The organism is Mesobacillus sp. QJM3NY_10 (genome assembly GCF_056173465.1).
In genome coordinates, this window is sequence record NZ_CM149675.1 from 346,900 (window position 1) to 370,647 (window position 23,748).

Annotated in this window: 21 protein-coding genes; 16 read left to right on the plus strand and 5 right to left on the minus strand. The window is 43.7% G+C overall.

The window, feature by feature from the left end; translation table 11 throughout:
- Positions 1-103: 103 nt before the first annotated feature.
- The 3 genes from AC0VX7_RS01785 to AC0VX7_RS01795 all read left to right on the plus strand — a co-directional run bounded on the left by AC0VX7_RS01785 (position 104) and on the right by AC0VX7_RS01795 (position 2,597).
- Positions 104-550, plus strand: coding sequence for a YueI family protein (locus AC0VX7_RS01785; RefSeq protein WP_475426387.1), 447 nt, complete (start codon positions 104-106; stop codon positions 548-550).
- A 201-nt stretch (positions 551-751) separates the two neighbouring features.
- Complete coding sequence (locus AC0VX7_RS01790) at positions 752-2,017, plus strand: MFS transporter (protein WP_475426388.1); 1,266 nt, start codon at positions 752-754, stop codon at positions 2,015-2,017.
- Entirely contained in the window at positions 1,998-2,597 is a 600-nt protein-coding gene (locus AC0VX7_RS01795; RefSeq protein WP_475426389.1) for a TetR/AcrR family transcriptional regulator, read from the plus strand. The genes AC0VX7_RS01790 and AC0VX7_RS01795 overlap by 20 nt, the downstream gene beginning before the upstream one ends.
- A gap of 74 nt (positions 2,598-2,671) precedes the next feature.
- Here AC0VX7_RS01795 and AC0VX7_RS01800 read toward each other — a convergent pair whose 3' ends face one another.
- Together AC0VX7_RS01800 and AC0VX7_RS01805 are read right to left on the minus strand one after the other, a co-directional pair.
- Positions 2,672-3,067: a hypothetical protein gene (locus AC0VX7_RS01800; RefSeq protein ID WP_475426390.1), complete on the minus strand. Its 396-nt coding sequence runs from the start codon at positions 3,065-3,067 to the stop codon at positions 2,672-2,674.
- An 11-nt stretch (positions 3,068-3,078) separates the two neighbouring features.
- Complete coding sequence (locus AC0VX7_RS01805) at positions 3,079-3,378, minus strand: hypothetical protein (RefSeq protein WP_475426391.1); 300 nt, start codon at positions 3,376-3,378, stop codon at positions 3,079-3,081.
- A 188-nt stretch (positions 3,379-3,566) separates the two neighbouring features.
- Here AC0VX7_RS01805 and gatC point away from each other — a divergent pair, with 188 nt between their 5' ends.
- The 5 genes from gatC to AC0VX7_RS01830 all read left to right on the plus strand — a co-directional run bounded on the left by gatC (position 3,567) and on the right by AC0VX7_RS01830 (position 8,892).
- Positions 3,567-3,857: an Asp-tRNA(Asn)/Glu-tRNA(Gln) amidotransferase subunit GatC gene (gene gatC / locus AC0VX7_RS01810; RefSeq protein WP_215034938.1), complete on the plus strand. Its 291-nt coding sequence runs from the start codon at positions 3,567-3,569 to the stop codon at positions 3,855-3,857.
- Positions 3,858-3,868: 11 nt separating this feature from the next.
- Positions 3,869-5,326 carry an Asp-tRNA(Asn)/Glu-tRNA(Gln) amidotransferase subunit GatA gene (gene gatA / locus AC0VX7_RS01815; RefSeq protein ID WP_475426392.1) on the plus strand — a complete coding sequence of 486 codons (1,458 nt, stop codon included), beginning with the start codon at positions 3,869-3,871 and terminating at the stop codon, positions 5,324-5,326.
- Positions 5,327-5,340: 14 nt separating this feature from the next.
- Positions 5,341-6,768 (plus strand): Asp-tRNA(Asn)/Glu-tRNA(Gln) amidotransferase subunit GatB, encoded by a 1,428-nt coding sequence (gene gatB, locus AC0VX7_RS01820; RefSeq protein ID WP_475428056.1) that lies wholly within the window; start codon positions 5,341-5,343, stop codon positions 6,766-6,768.
- A 1,137-nt stretch (positions 6,769-7,905) separates the two neighbouring features.
- Positions 7,906-8,217, plus strand: a complete 312-nt coding sequence (locus AC0VX7_RS01825; RefSeq protein WP_475428057.1) for a hypothetical protein — start codon at positions 7,906-7,908, stop codon at positions 8,215-8,217.
- A gap of 132 nt (positions 8,218-8,349) precedes the next feature.
- Positions 8,350-8,892, plus strand: a complete 543-nt coding sequence (locus tag AC0VX7_RS01830; RefSeq protein WP_475426393.1) for an SMI1/KNR4 family protein — start codon at positions 8,350-8,352, stop codon at positions 8,890-8,892.
- 36 nt (positions 8,893-8,928) lie between these two features.
- Here AC0VX7_RS01830 and AC0VX7_RS01835 read toward each other — a convergent pair whose 3' ends face one another.
- The 3 genes from AC0VX7_RS01835 to plsY all read right to left on the minus strand — a co-directional run bounded on the left by AC0VX7_RS01835 (position 8,929) and on the right by plsY (position 12,086).
- Complete coding sequence (locus AC0VX7_RS01835; RefSeq protein ID WP_475426394.1) at positions 8,929-9,675, minus strand: hypothetical protein; 747 nt, start codon at positions 9,673-9,675, stop codon at positions 8,929-8,931.
- Positions 9,676-9,796: 121 nt separating this feature from the next.
- The gene (gene putP, locus AC0VX7_RS01840) at positions 9,797-11,272 is read right to left on the minus strand and encodes a sodium/proline symporter PutP (protein ID WP_475426395.1); all 1,476 of its coding nucleotides are present in this window, start codon (positions 11,270-11,272) and stop codon (positions 9,797-9,799) included.
- A 193-nt stretch (positions 11,273-11,465) separates the two neighbouring features.
- Positions 11,466-12,086, minus strand: coding sequence for a glycerol-3-phosphate 1-O-acyltransferase PlsY (plsY, locus tag AC0VX7_RS01845; RefSeq protein WP_475426396.1), 621 nt, complete (start codon positions 12,084-12,086; stop codon positions 11,466-11,468).
- 607 nt (positions 12,087-12,693) lie between these two features.
- Between plsY and AC0VX7_RS01850 the strand changes: the two genes are divergently transcribed.
- From AC0VX7_RS01850 to AC0VX7_RS01885, 8 genes are all read left to right on the plus strand, one after another.
- The gene (locus tag AC0VX7_RS01850; protein ID WP_215034956.1) at positions 12,694-13,635 is read left to right on the plus strand and encodes a diacylglycerol kinase; all 942 of its coding nucleotides are present in this window, start codon (positions 12,694-12,696) and stop codon (positions 13,633-13,635) included.
- A 925-nt stretch (positions 13,636-14,560) separates the two neighbouring features.
- Complete coding sequence (locus tag AC0VX7_RS01855) at positions 14,561-15,112, plus strand: cysteine hydrolase family protein (protein ID WP_475426397.1); 552 nt, start codon at positions 14,561-14,563, stop codon at positions 15,110-15,112.
- A 94-nt stretch (positions 15,113-15,206) separates the two neighbouring features.
- Positions 15,207-16,682, plus strand: a complete 1,476-nt coding sequence (locus tag AC0VX7_RS01860) for a nicotinate phosphoribosyltransferase (RefSeq protein WP_475426398.1) — start codon at positions 15,207-15,209, stop codon at positions 16,680-16,682.
- Between the two features lie 146 nt (positions 16,683-16,828).
- A complete protein-coding gene (locus AC0VX7_RS01865) occupies positions 16,829-17,902 on the plus strand; it encodes an ATP-binding protein (RefSeq protein ID WP_475426399.1) in 1,074 nt (357 codons plus the stop codon).
- Between the two features lie 126 nt (positions 17,903-18,028).
- The gene (gene recQ, locus AC0VX7_RS01870; protein WP_475426400.1) at positions 18,029-20,161 is read left to right on the plus strand and encodes a DNA helicase RecQ; all 2,133 of its coding nucleotides are present in this window, start codon (positions 18,029-18,031) and stop codon (positions 20,159-20,161) included.
- Between the two features lie 862 nt (positions 20,162-21,023).
- Positions 21,024-21,977, plus strand: coding sequence for an ABC transporter permease subunit (locus AC0VX7_RS01875; RefSeq protein WP_475426401.1), 954 nt, complete (start codon positions 21,024-21,026; stop codon positions 21,975-21,977).
- Entirely contained in the window at positions 21,970-22,860 is an 891-nt protein-coding gene (locus AC0VX7_RS01880) for an ABC transporter permease subunit (RefSeq protein ID WP_475426402.1), read from the plus strand. Before AC0VX7_RS01875 ends, AC0VX7_RS01880 begins: the two co-directional genes overlap by 8 nt.
- A gap of 73 nt (positions 22,861-22,933) precedes the next feature.
- The gene (locus AC0VX7_RS01885) at positions 22,934-23,692 is read left to right on the plus strand and encodes a DUF6612 family protein (RefSeq protein ID WP_475426403.1); all 759 of its coding nucleotides are present in this window, start codon (positions 22,934-22,936) and stop codon (positions 23,690-23,692) included.
- Positions 23,693-23,748: the final 56 nt, after the last annotated feature.

Genomic DNA, 23,748 nt, shown 5'->3' on the forward strand with positions numbered 1-23,748 from the left:
GTTAACCTTAAACTAGCACAGACCTTTGGGCGGAATCATACATAATATTTATAAAGAGTTCTAGTTGGAGCACAGCATGAAAGTGAGACAAGGGGGGACGAAAATGGGCAACAGTAAAGTGGATGAGTATTTGCAGCAAGGGATTCATGGGGCTAAGCAGACCAAGCCTGATGAAAGAAGGAGATTCCTTACAACAATCAGGGAAAGGGTCGTCATTGCGCTTACTCAGGGCGAGGTAATGAGGAAGGGTGTTGAACCTGAAGTCGAGCAGCTTATGGATGAAAACCGAGAAGCCCACCTCTTTTTAAACGGAAATATTTCATATCCTTACTTATCGGAATACATTAAAGCGGCTGAAAAACGGGGCATCGAGTTTACGATCGTGACTAATAAAGATTATGATTCTGAACTTGGGCTCGTTTTAGCACATCACCATGCGATTGATAAAGAGGAGATTTATCTTGGTAAAAAGAAACCCGTGATCCAAACGGTGCCTGCAAAGAAGAAAAAGGGTTTCTTATCTGGCATTGGGAAGTTATTCGGGAAATAGAGACGAGGGAGCAGCCTTTTAGGTTAGCTCTTTTTTTTTAGGTCATTTTCGCTTCCAGCTTCGATTTTTTTCTATAAAATTAAGACTTTAATGAATTTAAAAAGCCCAAAGTTTATAAAAGTATTGATAAACGACACTGGTGTCGTTATAATAAAGTCAACCAAAACGACATCAGTGTCGTTTTATTATGGAGGGATGATGATGGGCGGTCTTTTAAAAAATAAAGGGTTTATTACGTTAATGCTTGCACAGTTAATATCAAGTATTGGTGACTGGTTAAGTGTTGTGGCAATCATCACGATGGTTGGATTGAAATGGGAGGCTTCTCCAATGGAGGTTTCCTTTATCATTCTATGTTTAGCTGTCCCAATGGCACTGCTGGGACCATTCACTGGAACGGTTGCTGACAGATTTAACAGAAAGACGATCATGGTCTTGTCAGACGTAGTCAGAGCGGGGCTAATACTGATACTTGCATTTACTGATTCTTTATGGACTGTCTATATTTGCTTGTTCATGGTCGGAATGCTCTCAGCTGTATTTGTCCCGGCGAAGAATGGTAAGCTTAAAGAACTGATTGAGCAAGAAAATATGAAAAGCGCCATGTCCATTACCTCCATGATTGATTCCGGAACGAAGGTGTTAGGCCCTTTATTGAGCGGCCTGTTGGTCTCGGCTTTTGGGACTAAAATGGTATTCTTTATCGATTCAGGCACCTTTGTAATTTCAGCGATTCTGTTGTTAGCTTTACCAAAGGCAGCGGCTTCAATATCAATAGATTCAGATGAACCAGGAGGAGCTTCTTTTAAAGAGGATTTCTTGGAAGGAATTCGGTTTATCAGGGGAAATCGTTTCTTGATTGTTGGGATAACGGTATTAGGGATCAGCCTGTTAATTTTACAGCTGTCTGACTCGCAAATCATCGTATTACTGAGGGAACTATCAAATGCCTCGCCTGATCTGTTTGGTTATATTGTAACTGCATCAGGTTTGGGAATGTTTTTTACAGGATTACTGTTGGTTAAAAAAACTGATTATAATGCTCTCATTCTGATGTTTATTGGAGTTTGTGGGATAGGCATTAGTTTTAGTATGATGGCAGTATTGACACGAATGGACTTAGCGCTGCCCGTTTTATGGGGACCTGCTTTGGGATTGGTTGCTGGCTTTGCAGCTGGATTAGTATTCATTCCTTTCCAGGCTGCTGTTCAGATGGAGACTCCGGTACACATGACAGGCAGGGTATTCGGCGTGTTGAATAGCGTGACCACCACTGCGACGATTATTGGGCCTTTGGCTGGCGGGTTGCTTGCGACCATACTTGGGGTCATCCCGACATTTGTAATTACTGGTTTATTGTTGGTGGCAGTTTCGATCGTTGGTTTACTTTTTAAGAGCAAAATAGAACGGGGGAGAGAAAATGTCTCCGAAGGTCAGTCAGGAGCACATGGAACAGCGTCGAGCTGATATTTTGAAGGCGGCACAGCAGGTTTTCATTGAGCATGGTTATGAGCGAGCCACAATGAAGCACATAATGGATGCTGCTAATATCAGCAGGGGCGGGCTGTATCAATATTTTTCAAGTAAAGAAGCAGTGTTTGAAACGTTTATGGAAGAATCATTAGCCATGGAATTAGATGAGACATTGGATATGGTAAGGGAAAATGCAACATCTTATTGGGATATGCTCATGAAAATCATCTTTGGCGAGGATGGGGAGCCTGATGATGATATGGATCCTTTGTCGCCGGCGAAACTTGAGTTTTTTATCATAGGAAGAAATGATGACCATAGAAGAGAATACGGGAAAGTACGATACAACAATGGCTTGAAAATATATGCGACGATTATTGAACATGGTCAAAAGAGTGGGGAATTTAGCCTCAGGTTTGATCATCAAATCATTGCCCGTTCGATCATTTCATTTATCGATGGCTTGGCAGTAGAGCATGCTATGTTATCGAAGGAAGACTTGAAAATCAAAGAGCAGTCGATAGTATTTGTGGAATATTTGAAGCTGGCTTTAGGGATCAGTGACAAGGGTTAAAGATTTGGCAAGAGTACTGTCTTTACTGATCGCAAAACGTTCCTGGAGAATGGTGTTATTCACCATTCTCCTCTCTAATTAAGAGACTCAATTAGATCCGCAAGTTCCTTGGAGGTTTTGTAGCAATAATCCTCATTACAAATCAATTTTTTATCAGTGACAAAGCTTAACTCTTCAATGGTTTGTTCTTTGCTGTACTCCTTCATACCTGGAGAAGTTTTTAAAACAATGGCAATCGCACCGGGAATTTCCTCGCCTGCTGTTTTTTCTGCTCCCTCCAGATAGCCTAAAAACTCTCTTGGATTTAATACTGTCAGTGATTTTCCTTCAGATTGGATATAGACCTGGTCAACAAGCCCGAATTTGGTGCCGAACAGTTCGTTGATTTTTACCTCGATATCCGATTTTAACGGGGAAGGATCGCTGCATGCGGTTAATAACAGAATACCAATATATAATAATTTCATCATCATATCCTCCATTATAATAAGTAGCTTAATATAGGCATCAGAACGAGCAATAAGACCGAAACCAAAAACAATGAGCATGTCGTTCTGGCAGAAAGTTTTTCTCGTCCTTTCCCCTTGTACCAGCCACTGAATTGAAGTTTGTTCCGGTAAAATACAAACAGCAGTAGCATGATGGCGATATGGCCCAGCCATTCGAAAGGTTCAGTGTTTAAATCGAACAGCGAGTACACTTTTTCAAGGATTGTCCCTAATATCCCACCCAGAATGCCAAATAGCAGTATGATCCTCAATAACTCTAATACGACTGTCATGTCAGCCCTCCATTCATCGATATCTATACTTTACCATTTAGTAGCCGCGGAGAATCGCTAATTTCCTGCGATCTTGGCCCTCTCATGTTAAAATAGTACAAACAGCAAAGCTTGTATTGCTTTAACGTGGAAAACTTTGCTATGATCATTATTATTATTGTCTGACGATTTACGATGGAGGTGCTTTTATGTCAAGGATTTCTGAGGAGCAGGTGAAGCATGTCGCACACCTGGCGAGATTGGCGATTACAGAAGAGGAAGCGCAAATGCTGACGGACCAGCTGGATAAAATCATTACATATGCTGAGCAGTTGAATGAGCTGAATACGGATCATGTTGAGCCTACTGCACATGTGCTTGAAATAAAGAATGTCATGCGTGAGGACCGTGCTAAAGAGGGCTTGCCGCGTGAAGAAGTTTTGAAGAATGCGCCTGAGCACCAGGATGGCCAGATCAAAGTGCCAGGAATTATGGAGTAGGAGGACCGGCGATGAGTTTATTTGAACATAAGATTTCGGAGCTTCATGAGCTTCTACATAAAAGAGATCTAAGCGTTTCCGACCTGGTTGATGAATCGTACAAGCGGATTGGCGAGGTCGAAGGCAAGGTCCAGGCGTTTTTAACATTAGATGAAGAAAACGCAAGGGCAGCGGCGAAGGCATTGGACGACAAGGTTATCCAGAACAAGCCAACGAGCAAGTTATACGGACTGCCTATTGGCATCAAGGACAATATCGTCACAAAGGGTTTGCGCACGACAGCGGCGAGCAAGATTCTCGAAAACTTTAATCCTATTTATGATGCTACTGTCATCCAAAAGCTGAACCAAGCGGAAACAGTGACGATCGGCAAGCTGAACATGGACGAGTTCGCGATGGGATCTTCAAACGAAAATTCCGGCTTCAAAAAGACCTATAACCCGTGGAATCTTGATCGGGTACCTGGTGGTTCATCTGGCGGTTCGGCTGCATCGGTTGCTGCTGGTGAAGTGTTGTTCTCACTTGGCTCAGATACAGGCGGTTCGATCCGCCAACCGGCATCTTTCTGCGGAGTGGTCGGCATGAAGCCAACCTACGGGCTAGTTTCACGCTTTGGACTAATCGCATTTGCGTCTTCTTTGGACCAGATCGGACCAATCACACGAAATGTAGAAGACAATGCTTTTCTGTTAAAAGCGATCGCGGGATACGATGAAATGGATTCGACCTCCGCAAACGTGGACATCCCTGACTATATCGCTTCATTGACTGGGGATATCAAGGGCTTACGAATCGCTGTGCCGAAGGAATACCTCGGTGAGGGGGTGAACGAAGAAGTCCGCAAATCAGTTATGGACGCACTTGTCATTCTTGAGCGCTTGGGGGCGACTTGGGAAGAGGTTTCCCTGCCGCACTCCAAGTATGCTTTGGCGACCTATTACTTGCTGTCTTCATCTGAAGCGTCAGCGAACCTTGCCCGCTTTGACGGTGTTCGCTATGGTTACCGTTCACCAAATGCGGAGAATCTGCTTGAAATGTACAAGATGACCCGTGAGGAAGGCTTCGGTGAAGAAGTTAAGCGCCGGATCATGCTTGGTACGTTTGCACTTAGCGCTGGCTATTACGATGCCCACTATAAGAAAGCACAGAAGGTCCGCACCCTGATCAAGCATGACTTTGAAAAAGTATTTGAACAATACGATGTCATCGTTGGGCCGACTGCGCCTACGCCAGCATTCAAACTTGGCGAGAACACAAGAGACCCACTGACGATGTATGCGAATGATATTTTAACGATTCCGGTGAACCTTGCGGGCGTACCGGCGATCTCGGTTCCTTGCGGTTTTGATAAAGGTCTGCCGCTTGGGTTGCAGATCATCGGACGTCATTTTGATGAGAGTACTGTCTATAAGGTTGCACATGCTTTCGAGCAGGCGACAGATTTCCATAAACAACAACCTGAGATGTAAAGGGGGGGAAAATGATGAAGTTTGAAACGGTAATTGGCCTTGAGGTCCATGTTGAATTAAAAACAGAATCGAAAATCTTTTCGGCGAGCCCGAACCATTTTGGTGCCGAGCCGAATACAAATACTAGCGTGATCGACCTTGGATACCCGGGAGTACTGCCAGTCGTGAATAAAAAAGCGGTTGAGTACGCTATGAAAGCCGCTATGGCTTTGAACTGCGAAATTGCGGAGCATACGAAATTTGACCGGAAGAACTACTTTTATCCGGACAACCCAAAGGCTTACCAGATTTCCCAATTCGACAAGCCGATCGGCGAGAATGGCTGGATCGAAATCGAGGTTAATGGTTATAAAAAGAAAATCGGCATTACGCGCATCCATATGGAAGAGGATGCTGGAAAGCTAACGCATGGCAATGGATATTCCCTCGTTGACTACAATCGCCAGGGAACACCGCTTGTTGAGATCGTATCGGAGCCCGATATAAGCACTCCGGATGAAGCGTATGCTTATCTGGAGAAACTGAAGTCCATCATTCAGTATACAGGCGTATCGGATTGTAAAATGGAAGAGGGTTCACTCCGCTGTGACGCGAACATCTCAATCCGGCCGGTTGGTCAGAAGGAATTCGGCACAAAGACTGAACTGAAGAACTTGAACTCGTTCAACTTTGTACGAAAAGGGCTTGAATATGAAGAAAAACGCCAGGAACAGGAAATCCTCGCTGGCCGTGAAATCCAGCAAGAAACACGCCGTTACGATGATGCGAATAACACGACGATCCTAATGCGCGTAAAGGAAGGCTCCGATGACTATCGTTATTTCCCTGAACCCGATCTACCTGATCTTTACATTGATGAGGAGTGGAAGGCAAGAGTTCGTGCGGAAATTCCGGAGCTTCCCGACGAGCGCAAGAAGCGATATGTCGAGGAAATGGGACTGCCAGCTTACGATGCAGAGGTGCTAACGGTATCAAAAGAAATGGCTGATTTCTTTGAATCTGCTGTGAAAGCCGGGGCGGATCCGAAGCAGGCATCCAACTGGCTGATGGGAGAATTCTCAGCCTACCTGAAGGCAGAATCGAAAGAGCTTCACGAAACAGCGTTGACTCCGGAAGGACTTGGCGGAATGATTCAGCTGATCGAGAACGGCACAATTTCCTCGAAAATCGCAAAACAGGTCTTCAAGGAATTGGTCGAAAACGGCGGCGACCCAGAGAAAATCGTCAAGGAGAAGGGCCTCGTCCAAATCTCAGACGAAGGCGAATTGCTAAAGATCATCACCGAGATCATTGATGCGAATCCGCAATCAGTAGAAGATTTCAAAGGCGGCAAGGATAAAGCAAAAGGCTTCCTCGTCGGCCAGATCATGAAAGCTACAAAAGGCCAAGCGAACCCGCCGCTTGTAAACAAATTGCTAGTCGAAGAATTAAATAAAAGATAATAGCGAAAGCTGACGATTTATTCGTCAGCTTTTTTGTCGATATTTCCCGGGAAAGAGGGAAATGTACACTGAAAATTAGTGCTTTAAATACATATTCTTACATACCAGGTGGTGCTAATATAAGCTTAAGAACTCAAGAGTATTTTTTAGGCTGGGCTTCTGATAGGACAGTGTAATAACCCATCGGGGCAGGAAAAACGAAGTAGCTAGTAGAAAAAATTTAACGGTGGTGCAAAAATGGTCAAATTCTTGAAGATAGGTAATGTAAGAATACGGATTGATGATGACGGCGAAGTATCAGTGAAAATTAGTAAGGATAATTTCAAGGAATCGATAGTTTATATTCACGAACACCAGATTAATAATGTCGATCTTTCTTATGAGCTGGATCAAGTAGACTTTTTAAGTGAATGTCCAGACATTGAGATGGTTTCTCTTGGAGGTGAAGACTTAAAGGATGTTAAAGGACTTTACTATTTGAAAAGGCTAAAGTCCCTGTCAATCAATGAAACGAGACCATCTCTGGAGATTGACTTTGAAAGGATTTCTTCCCTTGAAGTGCTTTATGGGCAGCTTCCGCCTAAAGCAAGAGGGATAGGGACTCTGGAGAACTTAAAAGAAATGAGGCTCTGGAGTTACAAGCCTAAAACGAAAAACCTTGAACAATTTTCAGCGCTGAAGAATCTAGAATCCTTTGAGCTGATCCAGTCGAACATCACCTCATTAAAGGGAGCTGAGGGTCTGGAAAGCCTGGAAACGCTGGGCCTCTACTATTTAAGGTCATTACATGATTTGAAGGGTCTTGAAAGCCTATCAAAAAGCTTAAGAGTTTTAGAAATGGAAAACTGTAAAAAAATCAGTGACTTTACCCCTATTGCAGAGCTAAAGGATTTAGAAAAGTTAACAATGCTCGATTGCGGGGAAATAGCCTCGATCCAGTTTGCCAATTCACTGTCTCAATTAAAGTTGCTTGCTTTTGGAGGGACCACTGTACTCGATGGGGATTTATATCCGTGTGAACGTATAAAAGAGGTTTATTTTACGCAGAAAAAACACTACACACACCGGTTGAAGGAATACACCGCTGTAAGGAAAGAGAACAAAGAAATTTTGTCAGTGCCACGATCGAATGGTCTAATGCCAACCGTTTTATGGAGGGAGCGGATGGAGGAAGGAGACGATATGTTCAGCGAGGAGGCCATAGCCGCTTCAGAAAAAGCATTGCACAAATATATCTCTTCTCTTAAGTCTTTGAAGACCCCTGCAGAAAAGACCATACTGAAGAAGGTAAAAGAAGTCGTAATCGAATTTAACAGGCTCAACGAAGAATATGATTATTTCATAGAAACACTGGAACGCGAAGAATTATATGAGTTCATCGATGAGAAAGCACGGGAAGCCGGTCTGGAGCCTGACGAGGATCTTACTGAAGAGTGGAGAGAGTGGTAGGGAGAATGAGGGGGCCAAAATGGAGTTAAAGGAAAAGCAGCCTGGAAGGATCATCAGACCTTCGAGCTTCGTTCGAAATCGAGCCAGTGGGCAGGTACAATATCAGTTGATTAAAATCAGGGAGTTGTGGTCATGTATAATGAATACCTGCAAAAGATAGACAAGCTTTATAAAGATGACCGGAAAAAATTAAGGACTGGCACAACCCTTTATGGAAATCTGTATGAAGACCGCTGGCAAACTCATATCCAAAAACCATTGACCTTTGAAGAGTTACATTCAATAGAAGACGAAATAGGCAATCTTCCGGGTGACTTTAAAGATTTCCTGTTAACGGCAAATGGCTGCTACTTGTTTGATATATTGAGAGTTGCCGGCAAACAGGATGGTTATAAAGGGATGACCATAGAGGAGCAAATCCATCAGCCGATTTCATTTCGGAATATACCGCCATACACACGAAATAGAAAACGTCTGGATGGCTTATTTGTATTTGCGGATTCGATGGCCACCGGAACATTCTTTGTCTATAACGGAGAAGGCCAAATCCTTCAAATGGACATGAGGAGTTTCAAGCCGATTGATACTTATCCAAATTTGATGGAATTACTGGAAGAAGTGTTCGAGGAAGGCGAGAGATTGGTCTTGAATAAGGACTATCTTGATTTTGATTAAGATAGTATGAAGGACCTGACAGAAGGGCCTTCTTCGTCAATCCAGACCATCATCCATTATGATGCTGAACAGTGCTTCCTTATCCAATACTGAAATGGCAAGATGCGTATTAGTAAAGATCATATAGACTGGCGTTACGTTTGTCGTAAGTTCAGGATAACGCTCTTTTAGCCCATTAATATCATCAGATATTTGGAAGGAATCAAGCTTCGCCTTTACTTCGTCGGGAATGTCATACTTTTCAGAATCTCCACGTGGAACAATGGCCAGTACAGATAGTTTCTCAGTATCCTTCGAAAGGAAATCATAGTAATTGGGCAAGTCTTCTATCGCTAAGTTGACGAAATAGGTGCTGAAAGAGTTGAATTTCTCATCCCAGCCTGCTGTTATCTGGAAGAGTATGTTCTGGACGGTCTGGCTTTTTGGTATCAGAATGGTATCGCTTTGCGCAGATAGTTTCTCCCCACCGGGAACAGAATTAACCTGGGTAATGTTGATTTGTTTTGGTTTTTTGTCTGCGGGGAAGGTTACCGTTAATTTCTGTCTTTCCATGGCTTTAGATGGAATCGTTCCTGCCATCAGTTTAATGGGTTCTTCAGTAGTCTGCCGGGTGCCATGCCAATTGTATCCTCCTGTAAAAACCGCTATTTCCTCACCTTCAATCGTCACAACTGGCAAGGGCGGCTTTTCTTCCTTATACAATTTATAGCGATCCATGGCAATCAACATACTCAAAAGTAATAAAGCAGCTGTCCCGTAGATTAATAGCTTTCTCTTCATCATTTTCCCCTCAGCTTTTAGTTATATTTATAGGAATTCTCCCTTTGATATGTAACTTCCTGTCAAATTTTATCGAGAAGGAAAATAAAAATACCACAGAGAAAAAATCTCTGTGGTATTGCCATTATGATTTTAAATTCTCAACACTCATATCGAACTCTTTTTCAATCTCAGGATTTGGTCTGTATGTTACCAAGCTGACAGCAACAGAAATAATCAGGTTGATAATAAAACCTGGGACGATTTCGTACATCACATCGCTCAAGCCGACATTGCTCCAGATGACAACTGTAGCCGCACCGGCAATCATACCGAGAATCGCACCCCAGTTGGTCATTTTCTTCCAATAAAGGCTCAGGATGATGATCGGTCCGAACGCTGCACCGAAGCCTGCCCATGCGTATGCAACCAGGCCAAGGATCGTATCGTTTTGCACCCATGCCAGTGATGCAGCGATAATGGCTACTACGAGCACTGCCAAACGTCCAAAAAATACATATTGCTTATCTGATTTTTCTTTTTTGAATATGATTTTGTACAAGTCCTCAGTCAGTGCGCTGGATGTAACGATCAGCTGGGACGAGATGGTGCTCATGATCGCTGCGAGAACGGCTGCGAGCATAAGGCCGGCGAACAGTGGATGGAAGAAGATTTGGCCGAGCACGATGAAGACTGCCTCTGGGTTATCCAGCTTAACATCCGGGTTCTGTGTAAAATAAGCAAGACCGATCAAAGCTGTCAGTATTGCCCCAATTAAGGAGAAGATCATCCAGCCCATGCCGATTCTTCTTGCACTCTTTGTTTCTTTTATTGATGTGATGGCCATGAAACGGGTGATAATATGTGGCTGACCGAAATAGCCAAGGCCCCATGCTGCGGTTGATATGATGCCGAGCACAGTTGTACCTTTGAATAAATCAAGCAATGCAGGGTCGATCGAACGGATGGTATCGAACGTTTCTGCAGGTCCTCCTGTTTTCGCGAAGCCGATAATCGGCACGAGCAGCAAGGCGAGAAGCATCATCATGCCCTGTATAAAATCTGTGTAACTTACCGCAAGGAAACCGCCGAATAGTGTGTACGCCACAACTACAGCGGAAACAAGCAATAAGCCGGTATGGTAATCTAGGTCGAATGAACTTTGGAAGAAAACCGCTCCGGCGACCATTCCGGAGGAAACGTAGAAAGTAAAAAATAGAAGAATAACAATTCCGGATACAATTCTTAAAAGCTTTGTATCATCTTTAAAACGGTTTTCAAGGAAGCTTGGAATCGTTATGGAGTCATTTGCTACATGTGTGTAAGAACGAAGTCGAGGTGCTACATAAAGCCAGTTGAGATATGCGCCGACTGTCAATCCGATGGCAATCCATGCACTCGCTAAACCGCTTACATAAATTCCCCCTGGAAGACCCATCAGCAGCCAGCCGCTCATATCAGCTGCACCGGCGCTAAGCGCTGTGACTGCTGGACCAAGCGATCTGCCGCCAAGCATGTAGTCAGTCAGATTGCTAGTCTTTTTGTAGGAATACCAGCCGATATAAAGCATCGCGGCCATGTAGATCCCGATGGCAATGATTTGATACATTTCATTGGACATAATCTTTCCCCCTTTGTTATTTCGGAAAATTATTAAAAAAATATTGCTAATACAAATAATATTCTATCATTTCAATTAAATGATTAACAATCTATTTTTTCTCTAAAATTACTATTCCATTAATAGTAATTTATTTTACTAATATATCTATAGGGTAAAAGAATAACCATGGCCCGAAAGCCATGGTTATTGTTCACATCTTAAGATCTTTTGGGGGAAGGCGGTCGCCCTTCACTTTTTTATCATTGATTTTCGGTTCGTTTCCGCTAAAAAAGTTCTGCAGATTAGAACGATGGAGGAAAATAAGAAATATTATAAAAGCAGTAAAGATGAATGGCTCATGAATTTCCGGCGAGACAAATGAATAAATGAGCATCGCGATTCCCACTGAAATCGAACCCATGAACACATATTTGGTCAAGAAAACGACCGCAATAAAGGTCACATACACAGCCAGGAACATTCCAATATCAACAATCAGCAGTGCCCCTGCCGTCGTTGCAATTGCCTTGCCACCGCGGAATCCTGCGAAAATTGGGAAACAGTGCCCAATCACGGCAATTAAGCCCGCGTACAGTGGCTCGACAGGAGAATCGAAGATCAGCGGAAGAGAAGCGGCAAGCATCCCTTTTGCGACATCCACAAGGAGGACGACAATGGCCGCCCGTTTCCCCATGACCCGAAATGTATTCGTTGCGCCAGGGTTTTTACTGCCGTGGTCCCTGATATCAACATGGAAAAAATATTTGCCAATCAATAACGCAGTTGGAATGGATCCAACCAAATATGCTGCCAATAGACAAATCCAAGTCATAAAGTGTCACCCTTTTAATCTATTTAAATAATTTTATTCTGAAATAGTCCATGTCAGAAGGTTTATTTTACCGAGCCAATCATTTCTTGATAAGTAGGGACAGTGCTGAAAACGTGTGTTCTGCAGGCAGTGAATAGACTGGCCGAAACCTTCGGGAACTATTATGCCGCTTTTAACGTCTGTTTTATCAAAGCCACTTTGTAGTCTTCTTTTACTGAAACACGTTAGGTTTGATGATATTAAACTGGAACACAATGTTGAGCAAGATAATCCGAATGGCGTGCGGGCAGAAACGCGAGTACTTTTGCTAAGCTTTAGATCGGGTAATCAGATCTGTGTAAGCTACCTATATCACAGGTGATGGCTTCCAATTTATGTAACCATTCTCTTTGTATTGTAAAAAAGAATGAGTAGGAATGGAAGAGTTTTTTGAAAAATACGATAGTTAACACTTTGATTTAATAGTGGGTTTCTTTTTGGCAAATGGACAGAATTTAGTTTATGATATATCCGGTACGATCGATATTGAGGTAATTGCCTGGATAGAAGTAATGAGCTATGATGTAAAAGGATGGAATAAAAAACCATATTAAGTAGGATGATGGGTATGAAAAGAGCAAGAATCATTTATAATCCGACTTCGGGTCGTGAGATTTTTAAAAAGCATCTTGCGGAGGTCTTGGTAAAGCTGGAGAATGCCGGCTATGAGACATCATGCCATGCAACGACAGGTGAGGGGGACGCGACGCAGGCTGCTAGAATTGCGGTTGAGCGGCGCTATGACCTGGTGATTGCGGCTGGCGGAGATGGCACGATCAATGAAGTGGTCAATGGGATCGCTGAACAGGAATACCGCCCGAGAATCGGCGTCATTCCAGTCGGCACAACAAATGACTTTGCGCGCGCGCTCCATATTCCAAGGGATATTGAGGCTGCGGTCGACATCATTGTTAAAGGCGAAACGATTCCGGTTGACGTAGGCCGAATTAACGATAAATATTTCATAAATATTGCTGGCGGCGGCAGGCTGACAGAGCTGACATATGAAGTGCCGAGCAAACTCAAGACAATGCTGGGTCAGCTCGCTTATTATCTAAAAGGAATCGAGATGGTGCCATCCATTCGTGCTTCTGAAGTGACGATTGAGTATGATGGCAAGTTGTTCGAAGGCGAGGTCATGATGTTCCTTGTCGGGCTGACGAATTCTGTCGGCGGCTTCGAACGCCTGGCTCCGAACTCGTCGATTAATGATGGATTGTTTTCTTTATTGATTTTGAAGAAGACGAACCTGGCTGATTTCATTAGAATTGCCTCTCTTGCGGTCCGCGGTGAACACATCAATGACCCAGGCGTGATATACACACAGGCAAATCGGATCAAGGTGCAATCCAAGGAAACTGTCCAATTGAACCTAGACGGTGAATACGGCGGCAATCTGCCAGCTGAATTCGAAAACCTGTTCAGGCACATCGAAGTCTACGTACCACTCGACGAAATCCGTCCTGAAGACCGGCCGGAGAACCTTGAATTGAATTTTAAAGCAGAATAATTGGGAACCACTCCTTGATTGGAGTGGTTTTTCTGTGTGTTGGGATAGGGTATAGGAATCTACTATAGATTATTTGAAACCAGGTTTGATATTAACTTTGACTTCGGACAAAAAGAAGAGGAGAAGCCGAGGTTTTGTCTGAACCTGGTGTGACTTCGGACAAAACGAAGAGGAGAGGCCGAGGTTTTGTCTGAACCTGGTGTGACTTCGGACAAAACTAGGGGGAGAAGCCGAAAATTTGTCTGAACCTGTTGTGACTTCGGACAAAACGAAGAGGAGAAGCCGAGGTTTTGTCTGAACCTGGTGTGACTTCGGACAAAACTAGGGGGAGAAGCCGAAAATTTGTCTGAACCTGGTGTGACTTCGGACAAAACTAGGGGGAGAAGCCGAAAATTTGTCTGAACCTGGTGTGACTTCGGACAAAACGAAGAGGAGAAGCCGAGGTTTTGTCTGAACCTGGTGTGACTTCGGACAAAACGAAGAGGAGAAGCCGAGGTTTTGTCTGAACCTGTTGTGACTTCGGACAAAACTAGGGGGAGAAGCCGAAAATTTGTCTGAACCTGGTGTGACTTCGGACAAAACGAAGAGGAGAAGCTGAAGATTTGTCTGAACCTGGTGTGACTTCGGACAAAACTAGGGGGAGAAGCCGAAAATTTGTCTGAACCTGGTGTGACTTCGGACAAAACGAAGAGGAGAAGCCGAGGTTTTGTCTGAACCTGGTGTGACTTCGGACAAAACAAGGAGGAAAGGCTAATGTTTTGTCTGAACCTAGTGTGACTTCTGACAAAACCTTATCCGGTGTCCGTGTTGAATAATATATCCAAAAACTAACCAACCAAAATACCTTGCCGATATGAAAAATTTGCCTACAAATCATATTTGGAAGAAAATAAAAGATAATAAGATAAAAGGGTGTGGATACATAATGGGGAACAAGGCGTTGATCAATATCGACTATACTTATGATTTCGTGGCGGATGACGGTAGGCTGACTTGCGGCGAGCCGGGACAGGCGATTGAAGAGAAGCTTGTCGGTGTGACGAAGGAGTTCATCGAAAAGGGTGACTATGTTGTTTTCGCGATTGATGTCCATGATGAGGGCGATGAGTTTCATCCGGAGACGAAGCTCTATCCGCCTCATAATATCCGCGGTACGAAAGGCAGGGATTTGTTCGGCAGCCTGCAGGAAGTTTATGAAGAAAATAAGCATCTCGACCATGTGCATTATATCGACAAAACGAGGTATTCGGCATTCGCGGGAACGGACCTTGAGATCAAACTGCGCGAGCGAGGCATCACAGAAGTGCATCTCGTCGGTGTATGCACCGATATTTGCGTCCTTCACACGGCAGTCGATGCTTATAATAAGGGATTTAAGGTTATTGTGTATAAGGATGCAGTTGCTTCCTTTGACCAGATTGGCCATGAGTGGTCGCTTCGCCATTTTGAAAGCTCGATTGGCGCGGAGGTAAAGTAGCAGCTATTTGCAAGGCCACATGGTGCGGAGCGTCGTTTCATTTTATCCGCTGTTTGGTCTAGCATTTCATGGCAGTATATTTGGAGGTTTTTTGATGAGTACTAAATTCACAGACGATAGCTTAATGCTACACACGGACTTATACCAATTAAATATGATGGAAACGTACTGGCGTGATGGCGTCCATAATCGCCGTGCGGTGTTTGATTTGTTTTTCCGCAAGCTTCCTTTCGGCAATGGCTATGCCGTTTTTGCCGGTCTTGAAAAAATCATCAACTATATTGAAAACTTCGGTTTTACAGAAGGTGATATTCAATACCTGCGGGAAGAAGGAAGTTTTGATGAGGATTTTCTTGCCTTTTTAAAAGAAATGCGTTTTACAGGCACCATCCGTGCGATGCAAGAGGGTGAGATTGTCTTTGCCAATGAGCCGCTGGTTAGGGTCGATGCACCACTTGCTGAAGCGCAGCTGATTGAAACGGCGCTGCTTAATATCGTCAACTATCAGACATTGATTGCGACGAAGGCTTCACGCATCAAGCAGGTCGTAAAGGATGAAATTGCAATGGAGTTCGGTACCCGACGTGCTCATGAAATGGATGCAGCACTTTGGGGTACGCGTGCTGCTTATGTTGGAGGCTTCGATTCTACCAGCAATGTGCGTGCAGGCAAACTGTTCGGCATCCCAATCTCAGGAACGCATGCCCATTCAATGGTTCAGGCTTACAGGGATGACTACACCGCTTTTAAAAAATATGCTGAAACGCACAGGGACTGCGTGTTCCTCGTCGATACGTATGATACGCTGAGATCTGGTATGCCGAACGCAATCAAAGTGGCAAAGGAATTCGGCGATAAAATCAATTTCATCGGAATCCGTCTCGACAGCGGGGACCTCGCTTATCTTTCAAAGGAAGCCCGTAAAATGCTTGATGAAGCCGGTTTTAAAGATGCGAAAATCGTAGCATCCAGTGACCTGGACGAGTATACAATCATGAACCTGAAAGCTCAGGGTGCCAAAATTGATACATGGGGAGTTGGCACGAAACTGATCACCGCTTATGAACAGGCTGCTTTAGGTGCGGTTTATAAAATCGTTTCAGTTGAGCGTGCAGATGGAACGATGGAGGACACCATCAAGATCTCCTCCAATCCTGAAAAAGTGACGACCCCTGGTATCAAAAATGTATACAGGATCATTAACAAAGCCAATAATCGTTCAGAGGGGGATTACATCACACTGGAGGACGAGAATCCACAGCAGGAAAAGCGCCTGAAGATGTTCCACCCGGTCCACACATTTATCAGCAAGTTTGTCACCAATTTTGATGCTCGGGATCTGCATCACGATATCTTTAAAGAGGGAAAGCTTGTGTACGAGCAGCCAAGCCTGGAAGAAGTCCGCAAGCATTCAAAATACTGCCTAGGTGTTCTATGGGAAGAATACACACGTATGCTCAATCCCGAAGAGTACCCAGTCGACCTTAGCCAAAAGTGCTGGGATAACAAGATGCGTAATATAGAAGAAGTGAAAGAAAAGGTCATGGAGATGACTGGAGAAAATTTGTAATGTCAGGCTGCTTTCCCGGGATGGAAGGCAGCTTTTTTAAGTAAATGAATCTATAAATTTGATGTGAATTCCCTGTTTTATCCAAAGGATTTTCCCTAAGGATACAGAATTATTAAAGAACGAATCTTTTCTAAGGATGTTGCCGTATGAATGACCAGAGGACAGCAGTAGATTATGAACAGTTCATACCTAGGGAAACAGGCTTCATATTCAAATTCATCAAAAAAGACAACCAATTCATCCATACTTTTATCGAAGGCAAGCTCATAGAAAAGGTCGGTCTTTGTCCTGACACAGTAACTGGAAAATCGCTGTGTGAATTTTTGCCGCCTGACCAGGTATTACGCAAAGAGTTTTTTTACGAAAAGGCGTGGAATGGGGAGCAGGTCAACTATGAAGGAAGCTTTGGCGGTGTTCACTATTTGGCAATCTTGAATCCTGTTATTCAAGAAAACCATACTATTGAGGTAATCGGGACAGCGATCGATATCACCAACGAAAAAAAAAGAGAAAAGCAGGCACAGCAAATGGAGAAGCTTGCTGTAGTGGGCGAGCTGGCAGCAGGAATCGCTCATGAAATCAGAAATCCGCTCACATCCATGAAAGGCTTTGCTAAAATCGTCAAAGAAAGCGTTACGGAGCAAAAGTTGGTTCCGTACCTTGATATCATGCTGGATGAAATGGAAAGGATTAATCAAATCGTCAATGAATTCATGTTCATTGCCAAACCTCACGAGAATGTTAATTTTCAATATGCGAACTTTAGTAAACTGATTAAGGATTGCATCACCTTCATGGAACCACAGGCTAACCTTAAAAGTATAAAAATAGAATCTAATGTTCACATTGAATATATATTGACCTGTGACCAGAACCAGATGAAGCAAGTGTTCATTAATCTCCTCCAGAATTCAATCGAAGCGACGGGGAACAACGGCCATTTTATCTTCGTAAGGCTTGAAGAAGTGAGTGGGGAATCGGTCATGGTCACGATTATTGATAAGGGCTGCGGAATACCAGAATCAAGGTTGAATCGTCTGTTTGAGCCTTTCTACTCGACGAAGGAAAAAGGGACGGGCCTGGGGTTGCTCACCTGCAAACGAATTATCGACCTTCACCAGGGCAGCATTGATATCGAAAGCCAGCCTGGGGAAGGCACAACCATACGTATCGTGCTGCCACGGCATAATATTGTAGAACCATTGCTGATTGCAGAATAGAATGTGTCATGCTTCTTTTAGGAGCATGGCATTTTTGCTGTCGTTCCAGATGGTTTATCTGTTAGAATAAAAGAATATATCCTCAATATCCCTCAACATTTTCTCACTGAAAGGAGCCACCTCACTATGCTGCAAAAAGCCCATGAATTATTGCAAAACCATTTTGGCTATTCCTCATTCAGGATGGGGCAGGAACAGGCGATCTCATCTGTGCTGGAAGGTGAAAACACTGTCTGTGTCATGCCGACTGGAGGCGGAAAATCGATTGTCTATCAAATCCCGGCGCTCGTGCTGCCTGGGACAACCATTGTCATTTCTCCGCTGATCTCCCTGATGAAGGACCAGGTCGATACACTTACCCAGCTAGGCATTCCGGCAACGTACATCAATAGCTCATTGACTGCAGGTGAAGCTGCGGCGCGAATGGATGATGCCAGGAACGGAAAGTACAAGCTGTTGTACATCGCGCCCGAGCGACTGGGATCCTGGGAGTTCATCGATGACCTGCAGGATATGGATATTCCTCTGATCGCTGTCGATGAAGCGCACTGCATTTCCCAATGGGGACATGATTTCCGACCTAGCTATCTGCAGATTTCCGGACTTGCTGATCGCTTGCCGAGAAAGCCGATCGTGCTCGCCCTGACGGCAACCGCGACCCCGAAGGTAAGGGAAGATATTTGCGCATCGTTAAAAATAAATCCTGAGAACACGGTTATCACTGGATTCGAGCGCAGCAACTTAAGTTTTTCCGTTGTCAAAGGCCAGGATCGCCAGGCGTACTTAAAGGATTTTATCAAAAAGAATGAAAAGGAAGCTGGCATCATTTATGCGGCGACCAGGAAAATCGTCGACCAGCTGTATGAATGGCTGCAGAAGGAAGGCTTCAATGCCGCCCGCTATCACGCAGGCATGAACGATGAAGACCGGAACCGCGAACAGGAGCGGTTTTTACAGGATGAAGCTACTGTGATGGTTGCAACTTCAGCATTCGGAATGGGCATCGATAAAAGTAACATCCGCTATGTCCTGCACTTCCAGATGCCGAAGAATATGGAGAGTTACTATCAGGAGGCAGGCCGTGCCGGGCGTGATGGCTTGGACAGTGAATGTATCGTGCTTTATTCGTCGCAGGATGTCCAGGTGCAGCGCTTTTTGATCGACCAGTCAGCAGACCGCGAGCGAATCGCGCCTGAGCTGGAAAAATTGCAGCAAATGGTCGGCTACTGCCATACCGAGGAGTGCCTGCAATCCTATATCCTTCACTATTTTGGCGAAACAGAGACCGTGCAATGCGGACGCTGCGGCAATTGTACGGACGCTCGTGAGACAGAGGATGTCACGAAGGATGCGCAAATGGTGCTGTCGTGCATCATTCGGATGGGGCAGAAATACGGAAAGGCGATGACAGCCAATGTTTTGACCGGCTCAAGGAATAAAAAAGTCCTCGAGTTCCGTCTCGATAAATTGCCGACTTACGGATTGATGAAGGATCGTAATGCCAAGCAGATCAATGACCTGATCGAATTCCTGATTTCCCAGGAGCTGATTGGCGTCGAGCATGGCACCTACCCGACGATTTATGTACCTGAAAAAGGGAAGGATGTCCTGCTTGGAAAAACGCAGGTTTTCAGAAAGGAAGCAGTGCAAATCAAGCAGGTTTCCAATGATGATCCATTGTTTGAAGAACTTCGTGAACTGCGGAGAGAGGTCGCTTCTGGGGAGAAAGTGGCGCCGTTTATGATTTTCTCGGATTCCACGTTGAAGGACATGTGCCTTAAGCTGCCGCTGACGGATGCTGAGTTCCTCAATGTGGCTGGAGTGGGAGAACACAAGCTGCAGAAGTATGGTTCGCCATTCATTCAGCGGATCATCGAGTTCTGCGAGGAGCATCCCGAGCGCCAGCCAGTGATGAATGCCGTTGCGGAGCCAGCCAGGAAGCCGGCGAAAAAAGCAGTCGGGGATTCCCATCTCGAAACGTACAAGCTGCATCAGGCGGGAAAGACAGTTGCTGAAATCGCCGCGAGTCGCGAGCTGGTGGAAAGCACTGTTGAAAATCACCTGATTCAGTGCATCCAGCAAGGAATGGAAGTCGATTATGACTTGCTGATTCCAACTGAGCATATTGAAGACCTCGAGCGAGCCGTTGAAGAAGCCGGCCGCGACAGGTTAAAACCAATTAAAGAGTTGCTGCCTGATGAGGTTAGCTATTTTATGATCAAAGCATTCTTGTATATGTCCAAGAAAAAGGTACATTAAGACGAAGCCCGCGGGCTTCGTCTTTTTTTACTATCAATGGCATTCGACCAGATTGACATCATATGAAAATGGTTTTAATGTGCGGATAAAAAAGCAATCTCGGAGTTTATCGTCACATAAATGGTTTTAATGTGCGGATAAAACAGCAATCTCGAAGTTTATCGTCACATAAATGGTTTTAATGTGCGGATAAAACAGCAATCTCGAAGTTTATCGTCACATGAATGGTTTTAATGTGCGGATAAAACAGCATTCTCAGAGTTTATCGTCACATAAATGGTTTTAACGTGCGGATAAAAAAGCAATCTCGGAGTTTATCGTCACATAAATGGTTTTAATGTGCGGATAAAAAAGCAATCTCGGAGTTTATCGTCACATAAATGGTTTTAATGTGCGGATAAAACAGCAATCTCGGAGTTTATCGTCACATAAATGGTTTTAATGTGCGGATAAAACAGCAATCTCGGAGTTTATCGTCACATAAATGGTTTTAATGTGCGGATAAAACAGCATTCTCAGAGTTTATCGTCACATAAATGGTTTTAATGTGCGGATAAAACAGCATTCTCAGAGTTTATCGTCACATAAATGGTTTTAATGTACACATAAAATATCATTTTCACGATTTACCGTTACATTATCCTCTCGGATGCTCCGGTAGAGATAGAATAAAAAACTTTTAAAAAACACTTTTCTGAAAAATTAAAAATGGTAAAATATAACTAGTGTTGTTTCGTCCGCCTAATTAGAGATAGTGAATCATTGAATCCAATTAGGGTTATTGAGAGATTGTTAGCTTTAGGTTTTGTGATATGGATTAAACGTTCCATAACAATTAAAATACAGTCCACCAGGAGGCTTCATGGTTTATTTGAAGAAGGCAATTGAGCAGTTTGCGTTATGGATCGTCTGTGTATTTTTGTTTATCGGTATTTTGTTTTTGCCGGGTACGACGGAATACGAGACTGGAAAGGGCGGACAGTTTGTATCCGCTAGCTACGATTATGACTTGGACAGGCATATTAAAAATATCACGGGCTTCTTTGCCTATATAAAAGAGAATAAAGGGTTGGGAGAGTTTGTCCCCGGCCAGACATATGCTGATCGGATAGGGGGCAAGGCGTGGAAAAGTTTGCTCCTGATTGTTCCGACTTTGATTTTGGCTTATATTTTTGGAGTGTTGAAGGGGATTTTTGATTTTCGGATGCAGAGGAAAAAGTTGAACTTCCTTGGGAATGGGACAACGTGGCTCTTCATCTCGATGCCGGATCTTTTTTTCATCATCGTCGCCCAGATTGGCCTGATGTATTTATATGAAAAAGGTCTGTTCTTCCATGTGACCTTATATGGCAGTGAAAAACTGGAAACCTATGTGGTTGGTATTCTATTTTTGCTGATTTATCCTGTTTTCTACCTTGCGAATATCACTAGAGTAAGTTTGCAGGAGCAGGAAGGAAATGATTATATCCGGACTGCGAAATCAAAAGGAACTCCCGGCATGAAAATATTGTTTCTGCATATTTTGAAAAACTCCTTTCCTAGAATACTGGCACATGCGAATACTATCACACTCTATGTACTATCAAATCTATTTATTGTGGAAAAACTAATGGATTTTCAGGGAGCGGCGGACGGTCTGTTTGATGCGGTACTAAGGGGCACAGGCTTCAGGATTGGACTGGATATTATGGTAGACGGCATTTCGGCAACCGGTTATGCAATCTTTTTTGCCACGATCATACTGGTTGCGAATTTGGCTGCACAGATCTTTAAGAGTCTTGTCACCCCGGCTTCTCAGGAGATGAATCATGAATAAATCATTACTATTTGGCTTGATTATATTGTCTTTTCTAGTGCTTATATCATTCGTGTCGCCTTATCTTCCGTTCGTGGATACTTCGTTAAAAGAAACAGTGATGAGGCAGAAGGAAGATGGCGGATTCGAACTTCCTCCGTTCGCACCATCCGCGGATTTTCCAATCGGGTCGGATGCGAATGGCAAGGATTTATTGAGCAGGGTGCTGCTGGGTACGAAAGAAACGCTGTTAACCATCCTGGCGATTGTGTTGATTCGTTATATCATTGCGATGCCGTTAGCGATGGCAAGTTTTTATTCGCGATTCTTCCAAAGAATATTGATCATATGGAATCGATTGTTCTCATTTTTGCCGCCGATTTTCTTTGTCATCCTGTTAATTGGCACACCGTTCATTACTTTTTCAAGCAACCGATATCTCTGGATCATGCTTGTACTCGCTTTAATTGAAGCAGGCAGGGTTGCCGATATTTTTTTCCAGGGAATGGTCGATATTTCAAAAAAACCTTATGTCGAAGGAGGTATTGTTGCAGGGTCTTCGCCGTTGACAATGCTGAAAAACTACTACTGGCCGCCATTAAGGCCGTTCTTCATCGTTCAGTTTTTCTCTGATCTTGGGAGAACGTTATTTCTCATCGGTCAGCTTGGCATCGTGGAAATCTTTTTGAGCGTCGAATTCGTTTCCCAGCTTGGTGGAGGATATAAGGCGATGAACGCATCCAATGCATGGCCGACCTATTTCGCGGAAATTACCCACCACATCTGGTCGCACCCGTGGCTGCCGATTACCGGCACCATCGCCATAGGGATTACCATATTAGCCTTCTCGATGACAAGCAGTGGGTTGCAGCAATATTATGATAAGAAATATAAAAGAGCCTAGTTTGAAATATTTCCCTTTTTGACTCGTGATTTATGTTTTAATAGATTAATAAAGAGAAAAATAGGGGGTACTCATGAAGAAGTCAAGGTTATTAGCTGTTATCAGTCTCTTGCTTGTGCTTTTGCTTGGCGCATGTGGAACAAAAGTCACCAAGGAAGAAGTCGTAGAAGGTGCTTTAAAAAACTCGATTAATAGTTTGGATGCAGACATGAAAACCGAATTCGAAATTAATGCCAATGGACAGAAGGTGAACCAGACAATAGATATTAATATGAAATACTTGGACGACCCTTTCATGGCACATATGAAAATGAATACAGTTGATGGCGATATGGAGTTATACATAGATAAAGAATCGGCCTACGTTACAATGCCGGGATTAGATGATTGGATAAAGGCTCCTGTAAGCAATGTCCCAGAATTCGAGAAACTTGCCAGTGGAGATGGGGTCAAAGAAGATCTTGATCAATTGAAAAAATTCAGCGATCTCTTTGAATTAAAAGAAGAAAAAGACGGATACATCCTGAGTGTTGAACTTGATAGCTCATCCACAGACAAGGAGAAAGAACTGGTCATGGATGTCTTGAAAGAGTCACTGCAAGACGAAAGCGTTGAACTTTCCAAAGTAAACAAATTCATCTATTACTTAAAGCTCGATAAGAACTATTTCTTAAAGCAGGTAAAATCTGATGCGGATTTAGACTTGGTAATGGATGGCGAATCAGGCCAGATCATTATAAAAATTCAAGCCGATTATAAAGAGATCAACTCAGTCAAAGCCTTCTCAATTCCGCAAGAAGTGAAAGATAGCGCAGTAGAGTCAGGTATATAAAATGAAGCTCAAACAAAAGGGTTGCTGACCAGCAGCTCTTTTTGCATTATTGGGTT